At 73.7% G+C, this 19,744-nt stretch carries 17 protein-coding genes, 1 pseudogene and 1 riboswitch; of the genes and pseudogenes, 9 read left to right on the top strand and 9 right to left on the bottom strand.

The window, feature by feature from the left end; all coding sequences use genetic code 11:
* Positions 1-68: 68 nt before the first annotated feature.
* Positions 69-1,361 (top strand): glycosyltransferase family 39 protein, encoded by a 1,293-nt coding sequence (locus tag KSP35_RS12815; RefSeq protein ID WP_216995972.1) that lies wholly within the window; start codon positions 69-71, stop codon positions 1,359-1,361.
* Here KSP35_RS12815 and KSP35_RS12820 read toward each other — a convergent pair.
* The 3 genes and pseudogenes from KSP35_RS12820 to topA all read right to left on the bottom strand — a co-directional run bounded on the left by KSP35_RS12820 (position 1,316) and on the right by topA (position 5,903).
* Positions 1,316-2,401: a hypothetical protein gene (locus KSP35_RS12820; protein ID WP_216995974.1), complete on the bottom strand. Its 1,086-nt coding sequence runs from the start codon at positions 2,399-2,401 to the stop codon at positions 1,316-1,318. The genes KSP35_RS12815 and KSP35_RS12820 overlap by 46 nt on opposite strands.
* Entirely contained in the window at positions 2,398-3,018 is a 621-nt protein-coding gene (gene tmk / locus KSP35_RS12825) for a dTMP kinase (protein WP_216995976.1), read from the bottom strand. Before tmk ends, KSP35_RS12820 begins: the two co-directional genes overlap by 4 nt.
* A 61-nt stretch (positions 3,019-3,079) precedes the next feature.
* A pseudogene (gene topA, locus KSP35_RS12830) lies at positions 3,080-5,903 on the bottom strand (type I DNA topoisomerase).
* A gap of 141 nt (positions 5,904-6,044) precedes the next feature.
* On the opposite strand from topA, the gene KSP35_RS12835 reads away from it, so the two are divergent.
* Positions 6,045-7,202, top strand: a complete 1,158-nt coding sequence (locus KSP35_RS12835) for a hypothetical protein (protein WP_216995978.1) — start codon at positions 6,045-6,047, stop codon at positions 7,200-7,202.
* On the opposite strand, the gene KSP35_RS12840 is transcribed toward KSP35_RS12835, so the two are convergent.
* The gene (locus KSP35_RS12840) at positions 7,195-7,419 is read right to left on the bottom strand and encodes a heavy-metal-associated domain-containing protein (RefSeq protein ID WP_216995980.1); all 225 of its coding nucleotides are present in this window, start codon (positions 7,417-7,419) and stop codon (positions 7,195-7,197) included. The genes KSP35_RS12835 and KSP35_RS12840 overlap by 8 nt on opposite strands.
* A gap of 101 nt (positions 7,420-7,520) precedes the next feature.
* Positions 7,521-7,584: riboswitch (Fluoride riboswitch) on the top strand.
* A gap of 29 nt (positions 7,585-7,613) precedes the next feature.
* Here KSP35_RS12840 and KSP35_RS12845 point away from each other — a divergent pair.
* Positions 7,614-8,993: a chloride channel protein gene (locus KSP35_RS12845; RefSeq protein ID WP_216995982.1), complete on the top strand. Its 1,380-nt coding sequence runs from the start codon at positions 7,614-7,616 to the stop codon at positions 8,991-8,993.
* Here KSP35_RS12845 and KSP35_RS12850 read toward each other — a convergent pair.
* Positions 8,908-9,762 (bottom strand): N-acyl homoserine lactonase family protein, encoded by an 855-nt coding sequence (locus tag KSP35_RS12850; RefSeq protein WP_216995984.1) that lies wholly within the window; start codon positions 9,760-9,762, stop codon positions 8,908-8,910. The genes KSP35_RS12845 and KSP35_RS12850 overlap by 86 nt on opposite strands.
* 100 nt (positions 9,763-9,862) lie before the next feature.
* Between KSP35_RS12850 and KSP35_RS12855 the strand changes: the two genes are divergently transcribed.
* Positions 9,863-10,297: an SRPBCC family protein gene (locus tag KSP35_RS12855; RefSeq protein WP_216995986.1), complete on the top strand. Its 435-nt coding sequence runs from the start codon at positions 9,863-9,865 to the stop codon at positions 10,295-10,297.
* A 1-nt stretch (position 10,298) separates the two neighbouring features.
* Here KSP35_RS12855 and KSP35_RS12860 read toward each other — a convergent pair whose 3' ends face one another.
* Together KSP35_RS12860 and KSP35_RS12865 are read right to left on the bottom strand one after the other, a co-directional pair.
* The gene (locus KSP35_RS12860; protein ID WP_216995988.1) at positions 10,299-11,471 is read right to left on the bottom strand and encodes an acyl-CoA desaturase; all 1,173 of its coding nucleotides are present in this window, start codon (positions 11,469-11,471) and stop codon (positions 10,299-10,301) included.
* A gap of 57 nt (positions 11,472-11,528) precedes the next feature.
* On the bottom strand, positions 11,529-12,650 hold the full coding sequence (locus tag KSP35_RS12865; RefSeq protein ID WP_216995990.1) for a ferredoxin reductase: 1,122 nt from the start codon (positions 12,648-12,650) through the stop codon (positions 11,529-11,531).
* A gap of 141 nt (positions 12,651-12,791) precedes the next feature.
* Here KSP35_RS12865 and KSP35_RS12870 point away from each other — a divergent pair, with 141 nt between their 5' ends.
* A complete protein-coding gene (locus KSP35_RS12870) occupies positions 12,792-13,460 on the top strand; it encodes a TetR family transcriptional regulator (protein WP_216995992.1) in 669 nt (222 codons plus the stop codon).
* A 6-nt stretch (positions 13,461-13,466) separates the two neighbouring features.
* Here the strand turns inward: KSP35_RS12870 and KSP35_RS12875 are convergent, their stop codons facing one another.
* Positions 13,467-13,958, bottom strand: a complete 492-nt coding sequence (locus KSP35_RS12875) for a nitroreductase/quinone reductase family protein (RefSeq protein ID WP_216995994.1) — start codon at positions 13,956-13,958, stop codon at positions 13,467-13,469.
* A 20-nt stretch (positions 13,959-13,978) separates the two neighbouring features.
* On the bottom strand, positions 13,979-14,134 hold the full coding sequence (locus tag KSP35_RS12880; protein WP_216995996.1) for a lipopolysaccharide assembly protein LapA domain-containing protein: 156 nt from the start codon (positions 14,132-14,134) through the stop codon (positions 13,979-13,981).
* 175 nt (positions 14,135-14,309) lie between these two features.
* On the opposite strand from KSP35_RS12880, the gene KSP35_RS12885 reads away from it, so the two are divergent.
* The 4 genes from KSP35_RS12885 (at position 14,310) to KSP35_RS12900 (ending at position 19,690) form a co-directional block, all read left to right on the top strand.
* Complete coding sequence (locus KSP35_RS12885; RefSeq protein WP_216995998.1) at positions 14,310-15,116, top strand: SDR family oxidoreductase; 807 nt, start codon at positions 14,310-14,312, stop codon at positions 15,114-15,116.
* A 136-nt stretch (positions 15,117-15,252) separates the two neighbouring features.
* On the top strand, positions 15,253-17,640 hold the full coding sequence (locus KSP35_RS12890) for a bifunctional diguanylate cyclase/phosphodiesterase (protein ID WP_216996000.1): 2,388 nt from the start codon (positions 15,253-15,255) through the stop codon (positions 17,638-17,640).
* A gap of 197 nt (positions 17,641-17,837) precedes the next feature.
* The gene (locus tag KSP35_RS12895; protein WP_216996002.1) at positions 17,838-18,323 is read left to right on the top strand and encodes a hypothetical protein; all 486 of its coding nucleotides are present in this window, start codon (positions 17,838-17,840) and stop codon (positions 18,321-18,323) included.
* Positions 18,320-19,690: a glycoside hydrolase family 43 protein gene (locus KSP35_RS12900; RefSeq protein ID WP_216996004.1), complete on the top strand. Its 1,371-nt coding sequence runs from the start codon at positions 18,320-18,322 to the stop codon at positions 19,688-19,690. Before KSP35_RS12895 ends, KSP35_RS12900 begins: the two co-directional genes overlap by 4 nt.
* Positions 19,691-19,744: the final 54 nt, after the last annotated feature.

A 19,744-nucleotide genomic window follows, 5' to 3' on the forward strand; every position in this document is an offset into this window, starting at 1 on the left:
GTCACCGTACCCGACGGCACCGGCCCCAGGCCAAGCTCGTTGGTGGGCGTCGCCCCTAACCTGCCCCGGTGCCCGTACCGCCCGCCCCGGCTCCTGCTGAGGCCCCGGACCGACGGTGGCTGGTGCAGCTGGGCCTGCTGGTGGCGCTCGGCGTGGCGCTGCGGGCCGCCTACGTGCTGCTGGTGGTGGCCCACACCAAGCCGGGCCTGGACGCCGTCTGGTACACGCTGCAGGGCGGGGCCATCGGTGACGGCAAGGGCTACGTGGTGCCCACCAGCCTGTTCGCCGAGCGCACGGTGCCCACCGCCGGGTTCCCGCCCGTGTACCCGGCGTACCAGGCGGCGTGGCAGTGGCTCTTCGGCGGCGGGCCGACCTCCGTGCGGCTGGCCGGGGTGGTGCCCGGGGCGGCCACCGTCGCCCTCGCCGGCGTGCTCGGTCGCCGAGCCCTCGGCGCCCGGGCCGGGTTGCTCGCCGCCGCCATCGTGGCGGTCGACCCGATCCTGCTGGCCGTCGACGGCGCCGCCATGAGCGAGAGCGCCACGGTGCCGCTGGTGCTGGCGGCGGTGGTGGTCGGCCACCGCATCGCTACCGACGGCGTCCGGGCGGGTCGCGTGGTCGCCCTCGGCCTCCTGTGCGGCGTGGCCGCGCTGAGCCGCCAGGACCTCCTGCTCCTGCTCCCGCTCGTGGCGGTGCCCGCCCTCGCCTGGGCCCCCGACGTGGCGCGGCTCCGCCGGGTGGCCGCCGGTGCCGTCGTGGTGCTCCTGGCGGCCGTCGTCGTGGTGCCGTGGGCGTGGCGCAACCACCGGGAGGTCGATGCCTTCACGGTCTCGACGCTCTCCCCGAGCAGCGTCCTGGCCGGCTCGAACTGCGCCCAGGTCTACGGCGGCCCGGACCTCGGCAGCTGGTCGTTCCCCTGCGTGGCCGCCGTGGGCGTCCCCGCCGGCGCGCCGGAGGCCGAGCTCGCCTCGGCCCAGCAGCACGCCGGCCTGGCCTACGCCCGCCACCACGCCGGCCGCCTCCCCCTCGTGGTGGCCGCCCGCCAGGCTCGGGTGTGGTCCCTCTGGGATCCGCGCGACCTGGCCCGGCGCGACGCCGAGGAGTCCCGTCGCTACGGCTGGCAGCTCGTGGCTCGGCCCATCGAGGCGGGCATGGCCCTCGTGGGCGTGACCGGGCTGGCGCTGCTGGTGCGCCGTCGGGGCCGGGTGGCGCTGCTCGCCCTGGTGCCGGTCGCGCTGGTCGTGGTCACGGCCACGATCACCTACGGCAACCCCCGCTTCGCCTCCATCAGCCACCCGGTGCTCGCCCTGGGCGTGGCCTACCTGGTGAGCGTGGGCAGCTTCAGGGCGAGGGCCAGCAGGTAGAGCTCTTCGCTGGGGTTGAACAGCAGGTCCTCGACGGCCTGGTGGACCGCCTCCAGCCCGGCCAGCGCGGCCGAGGGGTCGTCGGCGGCCGCCAGCTCGTCCCGGTAGGTGGCAGCCAGGGAGCCGAGGCCCATGCGCAGCTCGTCGGTGCGGAGGCGCCGAGCCTCGCGGCGGTGGCGCTCCTCGAGCACCTTGGCCCCGGAGCCGCGCTGGCCGTAGCGCTCGATGCGCTCGGCCATCTCCAGGACCTCGGCCTCGTGGCGGTCCTTGAGCGGGGCCTGGGCGTCGTCGATGGTGGCGCGCAGGTCGCTGACGGCGGCGGCGGCGGTGGCGCCGCTGCCGTCGAGGCGGCGGGGCAGGTCTCGCCACGCCGCCAGGCGCAGGGCGAGGCGCTCGTCGGTGGCCAGCAGGCGGGCCCGGTCGAGGTCGCCGCCAGCGAAAGAGGCGGCCTCGGCCGCCCGCTCCGGGTCGATGCCCTCGGCCTCCAGCCGAGCGGTGATGACCGCCGGGGCCACGGCCACGAAGTCGACACGGATGCACCGCGAGGCGATGGTGATGAGCTCCGGGGGGAGCGAATCGGCCAGCACGATGAAGAACGTGCCCGCCGCCGGCTCCTCGATGGTCTTGAGGAGCTTGGCCGCGGCCGCCGGCTGGACGAGGTGGAACTCGTCGAGCACCAGCACCTTGCGGCGGCCCTCGATGCCCGAGCGGCTGGCCCGCTCGACGATCTGCTGGGCCTGCTCGGCCGAGATCGAGGGGCCGGTGCGCTCGGCGACGATGAGGTCGGGGTGCTGCTCGGCGCGGGCCAGCGCCCGGGTGCGGGTGGCGCCGTCGACGTCGCCGGCCTCGTCGAGGTCGATGGCCAGCAGGTCCCCGGCGAACGCCCGGGCCGCCGCCCGCTTGCCCGAGCCGCGCGGCCCGACGAAGAGCCAGGCGTGCACGGCGCCGGCGCCCGAGGCACCCTGCAGGAGGGCCACCGCCGGCTCCTGGCCCACGACGTCGTCCCACGCGCTGGCGCGCCCGAGGTCGACGGAGCTCACGGGCCGGCCACCGGATCGGGCAGGCGGGCGTTGACGACCGCGGTGGCGCGCTCGGCCACCTCGTCGACCGAGCCGTCGCCGTCGACGACCACCCACCGCTCCTGGTCCTCGGCGGCCTGGTGGAGGAAGCCGGAGGCCACCCGACGGTGGAACTCGTCGCCCGCGGCTTCGAGGCGATCGGGCGCACCGGCGGCGGCCAACCGAGAAGCGGCCACCTCGGGCTCCACGTGGAGCAGCACCACCAGGTCGGGGACCAGGCCGTCGGTGGCGAAGGCCGAGAGGGCGCCCACGGCGTCGGCGCCGAGCTCGCGCCCGTAGCCCTGGTAGGCGATCGACGAGCCGACGTAGCGATCGCACACGACGTCGCGGCCCCGGTTGAGGGCGGGGCGGATGCGGGTGGCCACGTGGTGGGCGCGGTCGGCGGCCATCAGCAGCGCCTCGGCCCGGGGGTCGAGGTGGCCGGTGGCCGGATCGAGGAGGATCGACCGGAGCCGGGCGCCGACCTCGGAGTCACCGGGCTCGAAGGTGAGCTCGGCACCCCAGCGCCGGGCCAGCAGGGCGGCCTGGGTGGACTTGCCCGACCCCTCGCCCCCCTCGAACACCACGAACCGACCCATGGCGACCGACGTTACCCATCCGCTCGCGGCCGCCGGACCGACGGGACCGAGCGGCCGGCGGTCAGAACGGGGCGTCGTCGTCGGGCAGCGCGGTGGCCTCGGCCACCGCGTCGACGGCCGCCGCCGCCTTCTTGGCCGCCGCGCTCTTCTTGGCCGGGGCCTTCTTCGCCGTCGCCTTCTTGGCGGGGGACTTCTTGGCCGGCGCCTTCTTGGCGGCTGCCTTCTTCTTCGCCGGCGCCTTCTTCTTGGCCGCCTTCTTCTTCTTGGCGGGACCGGCGTCGCGACGGATCTGCAGCAGCTCGCTGGCCCGCTCGTCGGTGATGGTCTCGACCTCGTCGCCCTTGCGCAGGGAGGCGTTGGTCTCGCCATCGGTCACGTAGGGCCCGAAGCGGCCGTCCTTCAGGACCATGGGCTTCTCGGACACGGGGTCGACACCGAGCTCGCGCAGCGGGGCCGCCGCGGTCTGGCCCCGGCGCTGCTTGGGCGTGGCGAGGATGGCGAGGGCCTTCTCGAGGTCGACCTGGAAGATCTGCTCCTCGGTCTCGAGCGAGCGGGTCTCGGACTTGGTGGCCCCCCTTGTCGTCGATGAAGTCCTTCTTCAGGTACGGCCCGTAGCGGCCGTTCATGGCCAGGATCTCGTTGCCGTCGGACGGGTCGGTGCCGACCACCCGAGGCAGCGACAGGAGCTGGAGGGCGTCCTCGAGCGTGATGCGCTCGACGGTCATGGTCTTGAACAGCGACGCCGTCTTCGGCTTGTCCTCGGGCTTGATCTTGCCCTTGCCCTCGGGCATCTCGCCGACCTGCACGTAGGGCCCGAACCGGCCGGCCTTGGCCAGCACGTCCAGCCCGCTCTCGGGGTCGGTGCCCAGCACGCGGTCGCCGTTGCCGGCCGCCAGGAGCTCGATGGCCTTGAACACGTCGAGCTCGTCGGGGGCCAGGTCGTCGGGGATCGACGCGGAGTCGTCGCCCTTCTTGAGGTACGGGCCGAACTTGCCCGGCTTCACCAGGATCTCTTCGCCGTCGGGCGTGACGAACCGGCCCACCACGTTGATCTCGGCGGGGTCGATGTCCTCCTTGCCCTGCTCCACCAGGAGCTTGAGCCCCGGGGCACCGGGCGAGACGTCGGCCAGCTCGGCGGGCTGCTCGCCGGCCTCGTCGCCGAACCAGAACTGGTTCAGCCACGGCTCGCGGTCGAGCGTGCCGCCGGCGATGCCGTCGAGCTCGTCCTCCATGCGGGCCGTGAAGGCGTAGTCGACGAGGTCGCCGAAGTGCTGCTCGAGCAGGTTGATCACCGCGAAGGCCGTCCAGGTGGGGACGAGGGCCGAGCCCTTCTTCCACACGTAGCCGCGGTCCTGGATGGTCTGCATGATCGAGGCGTAGGTGGAGGGCCGGCCGATGCCGAGCTCCTCCAGGCGCTTCACCAGCGAGGCCTCGGTGTAGCGGGCGGGCGGCGAGGTGGTGTGGCCCTTGGCCTCGAGCTCGGGCGACGGCAGGTCCTGGCCGACGGTGAGCACCGGCAGCAGCGTCTCGCGGTCGTCGAGGGCGGCATCGGGGTCGTCGGTGCCCTCGACGTAGGCCCGCAGGTAGCCCGGGAAGGTGATGGAGCGGCCCGAGGCGCCGAACTCGGCGTCGCGGCCGTCGGCGGCAGTGGCCCCGATGCGCACCGAGACCGACTGGCCCCGGGCGTCGACCATCTGCGAGGCGACGGTGCGCTTCCAGATCAGCTCGTAGAGCCGCAGCGCGTCGGCGCGCAGCTCGCCGGCCAGCTGCTCCGGCGTGCGGAACGACTCGCCGGCCGGGCGGATGGCCTCGTGGGCCTCCTGGGCGTTCTTGACCTTGCGGTCGTAGGTGCGGGGCGCGGCCGGCACGTACTCCGGGCCGTAGAGCTCACGCACCTGGGTGCGCGCGGCGTTGAGCGCCGTCTCCGACAGCGTGGTGCTGTCGGTCCGCATGTAGGTGATGTAGCCGTTCTGGTAGAGGTCCTGGGCCACCCGCATGACCTGGGCCGAGGTCATGCGCAGCTTGCGACCGCCCTCCTGCTGGAGGGTGGAGGTCATGAACGGCGGCTTGGGCCGCGAGGTGAACGGCTTCTCCTCGACGCTGCGCACCGCGAAGCTCGACGACCCGAGCGCCGAGGCCAGGCCCCGGGCGGTGGGCTCGTCGACCACGGTGACGTCGCGGACCAGGTTGCCGGCGTCGTCGAAGTCGCGGCCGCTGGCCACCCGCTTGCCGTCGAGCTGCACCAGGGTGGCACCGAAGGCGGGGTCGGTGGCGAAGGTGGCGCCGAGGTCCCAGTAGTCGGCGGGGTTGAAGGCGATGCGCTCGCGCTCGCGCTCCACCACCAGCCGCACCGCCGGGCTCTGCACCCGGCCGGCGGACAGGCCGGCGTTGACCTTGCGCCACAGGACCTCGGACACCGGGTAGCCGAAGAGCCGGTCGACGATGCGCCGGGTCTCCTGGGCGTCGACCAGGCCCTCGTCGATGTCGCGCCAGTTGTCGACCGCGTGCTCGATGGCCGAGCGGGTGATCTCGTGGAACACCATGCGCTTGACCGGGACCTTGGGCTGCAGGACCTGCAGGAGGTGCCAGGAGATGGCCTCCCCTTCGCGATCCTCATCCGTCGCGAGGTACAGCTCGTCGGCGTCCTTCAGCAGCGCCTTCAACCGCTTGATGACGTCCTTCTTCGGCGCGTGCACCTCGTAGGTGGGCGTGAAGTGGTGGTCGACGTCGATGCTCAGGCCCTTGGAGGGCAGGTCGCGGATGTGGCCCACCGACGATTCGACGTGGTAGTCGTCGCCGAGGAAGCCCGCGATGGTGCGGGCTTTGGCCGGGCTCTCGACGATCACCAGTGGCTTGGGCACGCGCAGTAGAGAAAGCCATCGCAACGCCCCCTGTCAACACGTCCCCCCACGGGCCACCACCGTGGGTGACTCGCAGGAGGCCGTGGCGCGCTGCAGAATGCGCACGGACCGATCGGGTTCCACGAGCACGGGAGCGGGCGAATGCGGGCAGGGAAGAAGCAGATCGTGGCAGCGCTGTGCGCCGTCGTGGCGCTGGCGGTCGGCGCCGCGGCGCCGGGGGCCGCCTCGTCGGCGGCGCCCACCGGGACCAAGGGCCCCTACGGCGACGGCCAGATCCGCTTCACCAACGCCGACGGCACCGTCACCGCCGGTCCCGGCTTCACGCTGCCGGGGGCCCAGGTGCTCACCGGCGACTTCGTGGGCAGCGACTTCGACGACATCTTCTTCTACACACCCGGCGCCGGCGGCGACCTCATCTCCCGCTCGAACGGCGACGGCACCTTCAGCTCGATGGCCGTCTCGGTCTCGGGCACCTACACGCCCCTCGTCGGGTCCTTCGCGGACAACGACGGCAAGGACGACATCCTCTGGTACGCCCCGGGGACCGCTGCCGACTCGCTCTGGGACTTCAACGAGGACGGCACCATCACCACCACGTCGCTGACGATCAACGGCACCTACACGCCGCTGGTGGGCGACTTCTCCGACGACGTGGCCCAGGACGTCGTCTGGTACAGCCCCGGCACCGGCACCGCCTCGTGGTGGAAGGTCACCAGCTCCGGCGACGACTTCCTCTACAAGGCCATCCCACTGTCGGTCCCCAAGGACGCCCGCACCGCGGTGGCCTTCTTCGCCGGCCAGGCCTCGCCGTCGTTCGACGGCATCAGCGACATCCTCTTCTACGGGCCCGGCGCCGCCGCCGACTCGCTGTGGGACTTCAACGACGACGAGTCGATCACCAAGAGCCCCCTCACCATCGACGGCGACTACACCCTCGTGCCCGGCGACTTCAGCCACGACGGCTACAACGACGTCATCCTCTACACGCCGGGCACCGGCGCCGACCGCCTGTGGAACTTCACCGGGGCCGGCGGGGCGCACACGTCCACGGCGCTCACCATCGACGGCCGCTTCACGCCCGTGACGTGCCGGTGCATCGGCCAGAGCCCGCAGGAGACCGACATCGCCTGGTTCGGCGCCGGCTCCAGCCCCGACCGGCTGTGGGACTTCAACTACGGCACGGCCTACACGTCCCGACCGCTGACCCTCACCGGCTCGCGCCGACCGGCCGTCGGCTCCTTCAAGGGCGCCGTGGCGCCGGTGGCCGGCGACGGCACCCACTACGAGGCCGGCGACGACTTCGTGGACGTGGGCGTCAGCTGACGAGCGGCGGGTCGGCGAGGTCGAAGCCGGCCTCGTCGACCGCCTCGCGCACGGCGTCGAGCTCGAGCGGCGCGGCGCTCGTCACCGTGGCGGTGCCCGCGCCGAGGTCGACGTCGACCTGGGCCACGCCATCGAGCTTGCCGACCTCGGCGGTGACGGAGTCGATGCAGTGCTGGCAGGACATGCCGGAGACGGCGTAGGTGGCGACGGTCGACATGGCGAGCTCCTCGGCGTGGCGGACCGGGCCAGGCTATACCCCCAGGGGGCATGTCCCAACGGGGCGCCGAGCCCCGGTGGACCGGAGCCCGACCGCTAGGGTCGGGCCACGGCGATGGGGCTCGCCGCAACCGCCCACCCCCGGGCTGACGGTCCCTACCAGGTCGATGTCACCGTCGAGACCGAGGTAGCGCCATGTCCCCGAACACCCCCGAGCCCACCGCCGCAGCACCCCGCACGCTCGAGTCGCTCCGGGCCCTGCCCCGCTGGGCGGCGCTCGGCGCCGCGTCCGGCGTGCTGGCCGGCCTGGCCTGCTGGGCGTTCCTCACGGGCCTCGACGCAGCCACCGACCTCCGCCTCGACCACCCGGCGCTGCTCTACCTGCTCCCGGTCGCCGGGCTGGCCATCGGCTGGGCGTACCAGCGCTTCGGGGGCCGGGCGGCCGAGGGCAACGCCCTGCTCCTCGACCAGGTCCACCAGCCGACCGCGTGGGTCCCCCGCCGCATGGCCCCGATGGTCGCCGTCGGCACGGTCGCTTCGCACCTGTTCGGGGCCTCGGTCGGGCGCGAGGGCACCGCGCTGCAGATGTCGGGCTCGCTCACCGACGCCCTGGCCCGCCAGCTCGGCTTGCGCCACGAGGACCGCCGGGTGCTGTTGACCGCCGCCATCGGTGGCGGCTTCGGTGCCGTGTTCGGCGTCCCGCTGGCCGGCCTCGCCTTCGGCCTCGAGGTCCAGCGCGTCACGTGGCACCGCCCCTCCGGCGAGCGACGGTCGCGGCCGCTGCTCTTCGCCGGCTTCCGCGACCCAGCAGCCCTCCATCGCGTGCTCGCCACCGGCGCAGCGGCGCTGGTCGGCGATCGGGTGGTCCGAGCGCTCGGCCACCACCACCCCCGCCGACCCCAGCTGCACGTCGGCATCGACGCCGCGCTGCTCGGCCGCGCCGCCCTCGCCGGGGTGGCGTTCGGCCTGGCGGCGGTGGCGTTCGTGGCGGCCACCGACCTCGTCCGCGCCGGCGCCCGACAGCTGCCCTGGCCGCCGTTGCGCCCCGCCGTGGGCGGCGCCCTCGTCGTCGGTGCCGTCGCGCTCGTGGGCCGGAGCTACCTGGGGCTGTCGCTGCCGCTCATCGACCACGCCCTCGCCGGCGACCCGGTCGGCTGGAAGGTGCCCCTGCTCAAGCTGGCGTTCACCGCGCTCTGCCTCGGCTCGGGCTTCATCGGCGGCGAGGTGACGCCGCTGTTCGTCATCGGCACCACCCTCGGCGGCGCCCTGGCGCCGACCCTGGGCCTGCCCCCGGCGGCGGGCGCCGCCATCGGCTTCGTGGCCGTGTTCGGCGGGGCCACCAACACCCCGGTCGCGTGCACGGTGATGGCGTTCGAGCTCTTCGGCCGCGGGGCCGTGGCGCCCGCCGGGGTGGCCTGCGCGGTGGCCTACCTGTGCTCGGGGGACCGGGGCATCTACCCCACCCAGCTGCGGCCCGACGGCTGGCCGGTCAGTGCCCGTCGGGCCGGCGAGCGGTTCCGGGGTCGAGGAGCCGGCCGGGCTCGGTCGGGCCCTGGCAGCCCATCTCCGCGGTGAACGCCGGCCAGGCCACGGGGTCGTGGCCGGGGATCACCCGGTAGCCCTTCTCGGCGGCGATGGCCTTGAGCCGGCGGATCGACTCGACCGCCTCGGCCACGTCGCCGGTGGCCACCGAGCCCGGGGCCAGCTCGCCGTCGAGGTTCTCCTGGAGGTCGGCGGCGTCGAAGGCGAACACGAACCCGCCGCCGTCGGCCAGGTCCACCACGAAGCTCTGGTGGCCGACCGTGTGGCCGTAGGTGGCCACCGCGGTGATGCCGGGCGCCAGCTCCACGTCGCCGTCGCCCAACCGCCAGTCGATCCGGTGGTCGTCGAAGTCCACCCGGCACAGGGCCTGCGGCTCGGGCGCCCGCTGGGCCAGGGCGTGGTCGAGCTCGCGCTGCTGGCAGTGGATCGGCGCGTGCTCGGCGAACCAGCGGATGCCGCCGGCGTGGTCGTAGTGCAGGTGGCTCACCGCGACCTCGACCACGTCCGCCGGGTCCACGCCGACGTGCTCGAAGGCCCGCTCGATGGTGTCGCCCACGGTGCCCACCAGCTCGTCCTCGATCCCCATGTGGACCATGCGCCGCCGCAGCTGCTCGTCGAGCAGGATCGGCGTGTTGAACCCGGTGTCGAGCAGGAACCAGCCGCCATCGACCTCGAGCAGGATCCCCGGCACCGGCTCGCGCAGCCGCACCGACTCCGGCGCCCCGTGCACCGAGATGCTCTTGGGGATGTGCTCCCACCCGAAGGTCAGGGGGACGATGCGTCGGACGCCTGGTCGAGCCACGGCGGCGAACCTACCGGTGCCCCGTGTCGGCCCGGAGGCCGGTCGGTGACGGGCGCGTTGCCGGTGACCGCGATCGCCGGCTGCGGGTAGGGCCGGGCCCATGGCCAAGTACCGCATGCGCGTCCGCACCGACCAGAGCCCCGACGAGGCGTTCGACTACCTGGCGGACCTGCGCAACTTCCCCGAGTGGGACCCGGGCACGAAGTCGGCGAAGCAGGTCCGGGGCGACGGGCCGGGCGAGGGCGCCAGCTACGAGCTCGACGCCTCCGGACAGACCTTCACCTACACCGTCAAGGCGTACGACCGGGTGGGGCGACGGGTGCAGGCCGAGGCGCCCAAGAGCTGGGTCACCTCGCAGGACACCATCACCGTCGTCCCCGAGGGCACCGGCAGCGTGGTCACCTACGAGGCGATCCTCACGCTCACCGGTCCGCTCAAGCTGGGCGACCCGATCCTGCAGGTGCTGTTCAACCGCATCGGGTCGAAGGCCGCCGACGGGCTCACCGAGCAGCTCGCCGGCACCCGCCTCGAGTAGGTCAGGCCACGGCCCGCAGCTTCGGCGTGGGCACGGTGCCCACCGAACCGGGCCGGGGCACCTCGACCACCGGCTGGACCGCCGGCTCCACCGCAGGGCGGCCGGTGGGCGACCCGCTCCACGGCAGGGCCAGCTTGCAGATCTTGGCCACCACGGAGCCGAACTGCTGGGCGAGGCCGCCGGAGTTGTAGGGCAGGCCGTAGCGCTCGCAGATCTCCTGGACCTCGACGGCCATCTCCGGGTACCGGTGGGCGGGGATGTCGGGGAAGAGGTGGTGCTCGATCTGGTGGCTCAGGTTGCCGGTCATGACGTGGAACAGCTTCGAGCCGGTGATGTTGGCCGAGCCCAGGAGCTGGCGGAGGTACCAGCCGCCGCGGCTCTCCTCGTCGGCCTCTTCCTGGGTGAACGTGGCCACGCCGTCGGGGAAGTGGCCGCAGAAGATGATGGTGAAGGTCCACAGGTTGCGGGCCAGGTTGGCGGTCATGTTGCCCATGAAGGTGAGCGGCGCCGACGGGCCGGTCAGCAGCGGGAACAGCACGTAGTCCTTGAGGGTCTGGCTGCCCAGCTTCTTGCCCATCTCCGGCAGCAGCTCGGCGGTCTCGGACCAGTCCTTCTTGCCCGCCACGACCTGGTCGAGCTCGAGGTCGTGGGCCATCACGCCGTACTGGAAGAAGGTGGCGAGGAGGAAGGCGTAGACCGGGTTGCCCAGGTCGCTCGCCTTCCACTTCTGCTCCTCCGTCATCCGCAGGATGCCGTAGCCGATGTCGCGGTCCTTGCCTCGGATGTTGGTGAAGGTGTGGTGCTGGAAGTTGTGGCTGTGGCGCCACTGGTCGGCCGGGCAGGCGGTGTCCCACTCGAAGGTGTTGCCGTCGAAGGCCGGGTCCTGGAGGAAGTCGTACTGGCCGTGCATCACGTTGTGGCCGATCTCCATGTTGTCGAGGATCTTCGACAGGGAGAGGGCGGTGACGCCGCCGACCCAGGCCGGCGGCAGGAAGCCGGCGAACAGCAGGGCGCGGCCGGCGAACTCCAAGCCGCGCTGGGCCCGGACGACCTTCTCCAGGTACTCGCGGTCGCGCTCGCCGAGGTCGGCGACGGTGCGGCGGCGGAGGTCGTCGAGCTCGGCGCCGAAGGCGTCGATCTGCTCGGTGGTGAGGTGGGTGACGGGGCTGGGCACGGGTTCGGGCTCCTCGTTCGGGGCGATCAGGGGGGCGGGTCGTGGCGGGCGGCGTCGCTAGAGGGCGACGGCGACCTCGCCGCAGGCGACGGACACGCAGAGGCGGATGGGCTCGGCATCGGCTGCGGACGCCTCGCCGGTGACGACGTTGCGCACGACGCCGGCGGTCTTGGTGGTGGTGCAGGTGCCGCAGATGCCGCGGCGGCAGCCGAAGGCGGGGCTGAGGCCGGCCGCTTCGGCGGTCTCGAGCAGGGTGCCGCTGGCAGCGACCCGGGTGCCGGAGCGCTCGAAGGCCACGATGCCGTCACCGGCGTCGAGCGACGGGTCGACCGGCGGGAGGCCGAAGCGCTCCAGGTGCACCCGGTCGCTGAGGCCGAGGTCGGCGTGGTGGGCCTCGACCGATGCCATCAGCGGGGCCGGGCCGCACAGGAAGATCCGGGCATCGGCGGGGTCGTCGACGATGGCGGCGAGGTGCTCCGGGCCGTAGAAGCCCACCAGGTCGGTGCGCTCGTCGTCCTCGGTGAGCCCGAGCAGGAGGCGGCCCTGGGGCAGGGCGGCGGTCAGCATCCGCAGCTCGTCGAGGTAGCAGACGCTTCCCTCGGTGAGCCCGTAGTGGACGAACGTGACCGGTCCGGCGTGGCCCTCGTCGACGAGGGTGCGCAGCATCGAGAGGACGGGGGTGATGCCGCTGCCGCCGCTGATGAAGACGAGGTGGTCGCGCCGGTCGTCGGGCTCGGGGAGGGTGAAGTCGCCCTTCGCCTCCGACAGGCGCAGCACCATCCCGGCGCGGGCGTGGCCCACCAGGTGGCGGCTCACCCGACCGTCGGGGTTGGCCTTGACCGTGAGCTCCAGCGAGCCGTCGGCCCGGTGCGGGGAGCCCGCCAGGCTGAAGCAGCGCTGGTGGACCACGCCGTCGATGTCGACGCCCACCACCACGTGCTGCCCGGCCCGGAAGCCGGCCCAGGTGTCGTTGGGGCGCAGCGTCAGGGTGACGGTGCCATCGGTCTGGCGGACGGCGGAGGTGACCTCGGCCCGGGTCTCGCGCACCACCCAGCGGGGGTCGACCAGCTCGAGGTAGCGGTCGACGCCGTGCGGCGCCGTCAGCTTGTCGACCAGGTCGGAGGCGAGGGCCCGGCGCACGAGGCCTCGGGGCCGGGCGGGGGTCAGCGTCTGCACCATCTTGCGCTCCTCGGAGTGAGTGAACAACTGTTCACCACAGTACGGATCACCTTGCGGCGCAACAAGAGGCAAGGGTCACATCGGGTGAACGAGCGTCCACCGGAAGGGATCGTCGCCGAGCGGGGCGCCTACCCTGGAGCCGTGCCCCGGCCCCCACGATCGAGCAGCAGCGCCGGCCGCACGCCGCGCACGGTCGACAAGAGCCGCACGCGCCGGGCCCTGCTCGACGGGGCCTTGGCGCTGCTCGAGGACCGCAGCCTGGACAACCTCGGCATCCGGGAGGTCACCCGGGCCGCCGGCGTGGCGCCTGCCGCGTTCTACCGCCACTTCGCCAGCATCGACGACCTCGGCCTGGTGCTGGTCGAGGAGGCGTTCGCCACCCTGCGGGGCCTCATGCGCGACGCCCGGGACGACGTCAACGCGGCCGACGACATGATCAAGGGCTCCGTCGCGGTGCTCGTCACCCACATCCACGACAACCCGGGCCACTACCGCTTCATCGCCCGCGAGCAGTACAGCGCCGTGCTCTCGGTCCGGCTGGCCATCCGTCGGGACCTGCGCCTCTTCGCCACCGAGCTGGCCACCGACCTCGCCCGCCTCCCGCTGGTGAACACCTGGCCGACGGCCGACCTGGTGATGCTGGCGGAGCTGATCGTCGGGCTCATGGTCGACACGTCGAAGCGCCTGCTCGACGTGATCGAGGAGGGCCCCGAGCGCGAGCCGGAGCTGGTGGCCGACACCGAGCGCCGGCTCCGCTACCTCACCTTCGGGGCCACGGCCTGGAAGCCCCGGGGCAACCGCCGCACCTGAGGGCGCTCAGGCCACCGGCACGAGGTGGAAGACCCGGATGTTGCGGCCGCTCGACTCGACGTAGTCGTCGTAGGCGGGCCACACCGCGGTGAGCCGGGGCCACACCGCCGCCTTCTCGTCGTCGTCGAGCAGGTCGGCCCGCACGGCGGTGGTGGCCTTGCCGTAGGAGACGGTGGCCGACGGATCGGCCACCAGGTTCCCGGTCCACGCCGGGTGGTGCTCCTGGCCGAAGTTCGACCCGACCACCCACCAGCCGCCCTCGTCGTCCGGCACGCAGGCCAGCGGCGTCTCGCGGGGCTGGCCGCTCTTGCGACCGGTGGAGGTGAGCAGGAGGCTCGGCACCAGCATGCGGCTGACGATCACCCGACCGCCGGTGAGGCGGTGCAAGGCCTTGTCGAGCGGCGGCACCACCTTGGGGCCGACCTTGCGGAACGCCGAGCTGGTGGCGACCTTGCGGGTGGCACGCCCGACGGGACCATCGACGTCGAACACGGCCATGGCCCGAACCCTACCGAGGCTCAGTCCTTGCGGCGGCGACGGATGAGCGCCGCGATCAGGGCGCCGACCACGGCGGTGGCGAGCAGGACGACCACCAGCGGGGCCCGCACCTCGGCCACCACGAAGCTGACCTTGGTGGTGCGGGTGTTGGCCAGGGCGAAGGCCAGGAGGACCACGCCGAGGATGACCGGGGGGCGCGATGTGGGCCCAGTTGGGCCCCGACGAGTCGACCTTCTTGCCGCTGTCGTCGATCGTGTTCCCTCGTCCGTCGTCCCAAGCCATGGGGCGCTCCGTTCACTCGTCGCTCGTCCGCCCGCTCTCGTACCCCGTTCGAGGTGCGACGATGCGGGCATGGACTGGCAGGGCGCGCACGTGGTGGTCACCGGTGGGTCGAGCGGGATCGGCGAGGCGGTGGCGCTGGAAGCGGCACGCCGCCGCGCGCGGGTGACCCTGGTGGCCCGCACGTCGAGCCGGCTCGACGAAGCGGCGTCGCGCATCCGAGCCGGGGCGCGGGGCTCGGTGGTGGGCGTGGTGTCGGCCGACGTGAGCGACCAGGCCGCCATCACCGCAGCCCTCGACCGGGCCGCGGCGGAGCGAGGGCCCGTCGACGTGCTCGTCTGCTCGGCCGGCGTGACCCGGCCCGGCCGGTTCCTGGAGCTCGACGACGACGTCTTCCGCTCGATGATCGACATCGACTACTACGGCACGCTCTGGCCGGTGCGCTGCGTGGCCCCGGCCATGGTCGAGCGAGGCTCGGGCTCCATCGTCGGCGTCTCGTCGGCTGCCGGCCTGGTGGGCGTCTACGGCTACTCCGCCTACGGCGCCGCCAAGTTCGCCGTCCGTGGTCTGCTCGAGTCGCTGCGCACCGAGCTGGCACCCCACGGCGTCCACGTCGGCTGCGCGTACCCGCCCGACGTCGACACGCCGATGCTGGCCGAGGAGGAGCCGTTCAAGCCGGCCGAGACCAAGGCCATCGCCGGCGCCATCAAGCCGATCTCCGCCCAGCAGGTGGCCGCTGCCATCCTCGCCGGCATCGACGGTCACAAGGCCGAGATCTACGCCGATCCGCAGACGCGAGCGCTGGCCCGCACCGTCGCCGCCGCACCGGCGGTGTACCGCCGCCTCTTCGATCGCCGGGTGCGCCAGACCCCACTCTGACCATCGAAGGGGTCACCCGGACGGGTGGATCGGCGGCGGCGATGGGGGCCGTTCGGCCCCTTCCCGGTCGTCTTCCTTGCGGCACGGCATCCTCCGCCCGATCGAGGGGGTGCGGCCAGCCGTCGCAGGAACCCCCATGCCCACTCGCACCGAGCACCGATCCGCCGCGATCGCCGCCACCGTCGTGGCGGTCTTCGCCGCGCTCATCTTCGCCAAGGTGCCGTCGGCCCGGGCGGCGGTGCTGCTCTCGAACGTGGGCCAGTGCCTGGCTCCCGCCCTCGCGGCGGCGGCCGGCGTCCGCGCCTCGACCCGGGCGACGACCGTGCGCCTGCGCCGCGGCTGGCTCCTGCTCGGCGCCTCGGCGGCGTCCTGGTCGCTCGGCCAGGTCGTGTGGACCTACTACGAGGTGAGCGGAGCCGCCGCCCCGTTCCCGTCGCTCGCCGACGTGGGCTACCTGGCCGCGGTGCCCCTGGCCATGCTGTCGGTCGGGTTGCTCGCTGCCTCTCCCACCCGCTCGGCCCGCCTCGTGGCGGGGCTCGACGGGCTGCTGCTCGCCGGGTCGCTCCTGGCCATCAGCTGGCCGCTGGTGCTGGGCCCGAGCTGGGACGCCGGCGGCGACGACCCGCTCACCTTCGCCCTCAGCCTGGCGTACCCGGTGGGCACGCTGGTGGTGGCCTCCACCGTGCTGCTGGCCCTCATGCGCGCCGGCGGGCGGGGCTCGGTGCCCCTGGGGCGCATCGCCGCCGGCCTGCTGGTCCTGGCCGGGGCCGACAGCATCTTCGTCTGGTCGACCCTCAAGGGGACCGAGCAGCAGATCTCGCCGTCCGACGTCGGCTGGGTGGGCGGCTACGTCTGCATCCTCCTGGCCGCGCTGGCGTTCCCGACGTCGAAGGCCGACCACGAGGAGCAACCCCAGGTGCAGGAGCGAGCGGCGGAGGCGCCTTCGCTCTACCGCGCCCTTCTGCCCCTCGGCACCGCCGGGTTGGCCCTCGGCGTCCGGGTGGTGCTGCTCGTGGCCGGCCACCACGACGATCCGTTCCTCGACGGCGTGAGCGTGGCGGTGGTGGCCCTCGTGCTGGCCCGCCACCTCGTGACCATGCGGGAGAACCAGGACCTCACCCGCTCGCTGGAGGAGAAGATCCACCAGCTCACCGCTCGCGAGGAGCAGCTCAGCCACCAGGCCTTCCACGACCCGCTCACCGGCCTGGCCAACCGCCGGCTCTTCGGCGACCGCGTCGACCACGCCCTCGCTCGCAGCCGCCGGACCGACGAGCGCACGGCGGTGCTCTTCATCGACCTCGACGACTTCAAGGTCGTCAACGACAGCCTCGGCCACGCCGCCGGCGACCGCCTGCTGGTGGCCGTCGGCTCCCGCATCAGCGGCTGCGTCCGGCCCGGCGACACGGTGTCGCGGCTCGGCGGCGACGAGTTCGGCGTCCTGCTGGAGGAGCTCGAGACGCTCGACCGGGCGGTGACGGTGGCCAACCGGATCCTGGAGGCCCTCGAGGTCCCGTTCCCGGTGGACGGCCGCCAGGTGTTCACCCGGGCGAGCATCGGCCTGGCCCTCGCCGAGCAGGGTGACCGGCCCGACGGCGACCACCTGCTCGCCGACGCCGACGCCGCCCTCTACGCCGCCAAGGCCGCCGGCAAGGCGACGTTCCGCCGGTTCGAGACCGAGATGCGCTCGACGGCCATGGCCCGCCTGGAGCTGGGCCAGGACCTGCGCCGCGCCGTGCAGGAGGAGCAGTTCCTCTGCCACTACCAGCCCATCGTCGACCTGGTGAGCGGGCGGGTGGTGGCCATGGAGGCGCTGGTGCGCTGGGACCACCCGGAGCGGGGCCTGCTCAGCCCGGACACGTTCATCCCCCTCGCCGAGGCCACCGGCGGCATAAACGCCATCGGCGCCCACGTGCTGCGGACGGCCACCGGGCACGCCGCCGCGTGGCGCCGATCCGGTGCGGCCAAGCCGGACCTGGAGCTGCACGTGAACCTCTCGGGCCGGCAGCTCGAGGAGGCCGACCTGGTGGCCCAGGTCCGGCGCGAGCTCGAGCGCTCCGGCTTCCCGCCGGACCTGCTGGTGCTCGAGATCACCGAGAGCGTGGCGGTCGACGTCGGCGCCCGCCACCTGGAGCGCCTCGTGGGCTTGCAGCAGCTGGGCGTGCGGCTGGCCATCGACGACTTCGGCACCGGCTACTCGTCGCTCAACTACCTGCGCACGCTGCCCGTCGAGGTGCTGAAGATCGATCGGGCCTTCGCCCAGACCATCGACGGTGCGACCGACCCGGTGCTGCTCGAGGCGATCGTGCAGCTGGGCCACTCGCTCGGGATCGACGTGGTGGCCGAGGGCATCGAGCGCGAGGACCAGGCCGCCACGCTGCGGCGCATGGGCTGCCGCCGGGCCCAGGGCTACCTGTTCCGGGCGCCCGTCCCGGCAGCCGAGGTGCCGGCGCTGCTGGCGTCGGGCTCGCTGCTGCCGCCGCCGGCGTCGTCAGGTGGGGCGAACCAGGTGGTCACGCGGCCGTAACCACCCCGACCGGGATGGCACCGGGCTCGGGCGCGAGGATGGTCCGGTGAGCGGACCTGGCGGGCTCAAGCGACGACAGCACGCGCCCGGGCCCCCGGCGGAGGCCCCGCAGCGCCCCAGGCGCACCGCCCGGGCCGTGGGTGCGGTCGACCGCGCCACGCTCTCGCCGGGCCCACCGCCGGCTGGCGCTGGCCGGCGTGGTCACCGCGCTGCTGGTGGTCCCGGTCGCGCTCCGCGTGGAGCTGGCGGCGGCCCGGCACCAGCGGGACCGGGCCGAGCAGGCCGCCCGCCGGGCCCAGCGCGCCGAGCGGGCCGAGCGCGAGGTGCTGGCCAACGGCGCCGCCACCCTCGCCGCCCACCAGGAGCGCGCCGAGGTGGCCGCCACGGCCGTCGAGGCCGCCCGCGCTCGGCTGGCCGAGGCCGGGGTGTCCGAGAAGGCGCTGCGCGAGGTGTTGAACGAGACCAAGGGCAAGGTCGCCGGCGTCGAGGCCCAGAGCAGGGGCCTCAGCAAGGACCTCGATCGCCAGGCCGCCCAGCTGCCCGCCGCCATGGGCTGCGTCGACGAGGTCGTGCGGGTGGTGGGCCGGGCCGCCCAGGCCGCGTCGACCGGGGACGACTCGCCCGGGCTCAGCGCCGACTGCGTGGCCCTCGGCCGGGCGGTGCTCGACGAGAGCAAGCGGTGAGCCGCCGTCGCCCGTGGGCCGCACGCGTCGGCCTGGCTGCGCTGGTGGTCGCATCGGTCGCCACGAGCGTGGTGACCGTCCGGCAGCTCGAGGAGGCCCGCACCGATCGCAGCGCCGCCTTCGAGGCCCAGGCGGTGGCTCGCACCGATCGCGCCGGCATGGCCGACGAGCTCGCCGCCCTCGAGCGCTCGCTGGCGGTGGCCGACGACGATGCCGAGCGGGACGGCACGACCGCCTCGGCCCTCGACGATGCCAGCGACCAGCTGGCGCTCATGCGGGCCCGCATCGAGCAGGTGCGCAAGCAGGTCGCGGCCAAGACCGCCGAGGTCCGCAAGCGCCAGCAGCCGCTGGACCTGCTGGTCTCGTGCCAGCGGTCGCTCGACTCGGCCGCCGGCGCCCTGCGCGATCGGGCTGCGCCGGACCGGGCCTCGGCCGCGGTGGGCGCCCTCGAGGCGGGGCGGGGCACCTGCCAGCGGGCGCTGTCGCTGGTGCGGGGCGTCGGCTCGGCCGTGCACCCCTACGACTTCCCTGACCCGTTCGTGCTGCGGCTCGACGGGCTCGGCTACCTGGCCTACGGCACCAACGGGCCCGGCGGCTCGATCCAGGTGCTCGCCTCCACCGACCTGAAGGCCTGGAAGGTGCTGCGCCCGGCCCTGACCTCGGTGGCCGCCTGGGCCGAGCCCGGCTACACGTGGGCGCCGTCGGTCATGCGCTTCGGCGACCGGTGGGTGCTCTACTACGCCGCTCGGGTGCGGGGCTCCAAGCGCCAGTGCATCTCCAGCGCCACCTCCACGTCGCCGGCCGGGCCCTTCGTCGACGACACCATCCTCCCGCTCGTGTGCCAGGCCGACCTCGGCGGGTCCATCGACCCGAGCCCCTATCGGGACGAGCTGGGCTTCGCCCACCTGGCCTGGAAGAGCGAGAGCGAGGTCGGCGGCGGCCGGGCGGGCATCTGGACCCAGGTGGTGGGGGGCGACGGCCGGACCCTCTTCGGCCCGCCCCGGCGGTTGCTGCTGGCGGACAGGGGCTGGGAGTCGCGCATCGTCGAGAACCCCTCGATGGCCAAGGTCGGCGACCAGTGGGTGCTGCTCTACTCCGGCAACCGCTGGAACAGCGCCGACTACGCCATGGGCTACGCCACCTGCGCCAGCGCGATGGGGCCGTGCACCCGAGCCCGCCCCGACCCGGTGGTGCGGACCGACGCCACCATGCAGGGTCCCGGCGGTGGCGAGCTGTTCCGGGTGGGCGACGGCTCGCTGCGCGTGGCCTTCGCCGCCTGGGACCCCGGCGTGATCGGGTACCCCAACGCCCGGCGGCTCCACGTCGCCACGGTCACCGCCACCCCGCTCGGCCTCGTCATCGGCTGACCGGTCGGTCCCCCGTTCAGGTGGCGTTCAGGTCCGGACCGTACGGTCCCGGGC

This window comes from Aquihabitans sp. G128 (genome assembly GCF_019048865.1).
In the GTDB taxonomy this organism is placed as follows: Bacteria; Actinomycetota; Acidimicrobiia; order Acidimicrobiales; family Iamiaceae; genus Aquihabitans.

What these genes read in the sequence shown, in the direction of transcription:
- KSP35_RS12875 (WP_216995994.1), bottom strand. Translation starts at nt 13,958, where the DNA reads ATGGCCGTGTTCGACGTCGATGGTCCCGTCGGGCGTGCCACCCGCAAG.
- KSP35_RS12890 (WP_216996000.1), top strand. Translation starts at nt 15,253, where the DNA reads ATGCCCACTCGCACCGAGCACCGATCCGCCGCGATCGCCGCCACCGTC.
- KSP35_RS12845 (WP_216995982.1), top strand. Translation starts at nt 7,614, where the DNA reads ATGTCCCCGAACACCCCCGAGCCCACCGCCGCAGCACCCCGCACGCTC.
- tmk (WP_216995976.1), bottom strand. Translation starts at nt 3,018, where the DNA reads ATGGGTCGGTTCGTGGTGTTCGAGGGGGGCGAGGGGTCGGGCAAGTCC.
- KSP35_RS12840 (WP_216995980.1), bottom strand. Translation starts at nt 7,419, where the DNA reads ATGTCGACCGTCGCCACCTACGCCGTCTCCGGCATGTCCTGCCAGCAC.
- KSP35_RS12865 (WP_216995990.1), bottom strand. Translation starts at nt 12,650, where the DNA reads ATGGTGCAGACGCTGACCCCCGCCCGGCCCCGAGGCCTCGTGCGCCGG.
- KSP35_RS12855 (WP_216995986.1), top strand. Translation starts at nt 9,863, where the DNA reads ATGGCCAAGTACCGCATGCGCGTCCGCACCGACCAGAGCCCCGACGAG.
- KSP35_RS12885 (WP_216995998.1), top strand. Translation starts at nt 14,310, where the DNA reads ATGGACTGGCAGGGCGCGCACGTGGTGGTCACCGGTGGGTCGAGCGGG.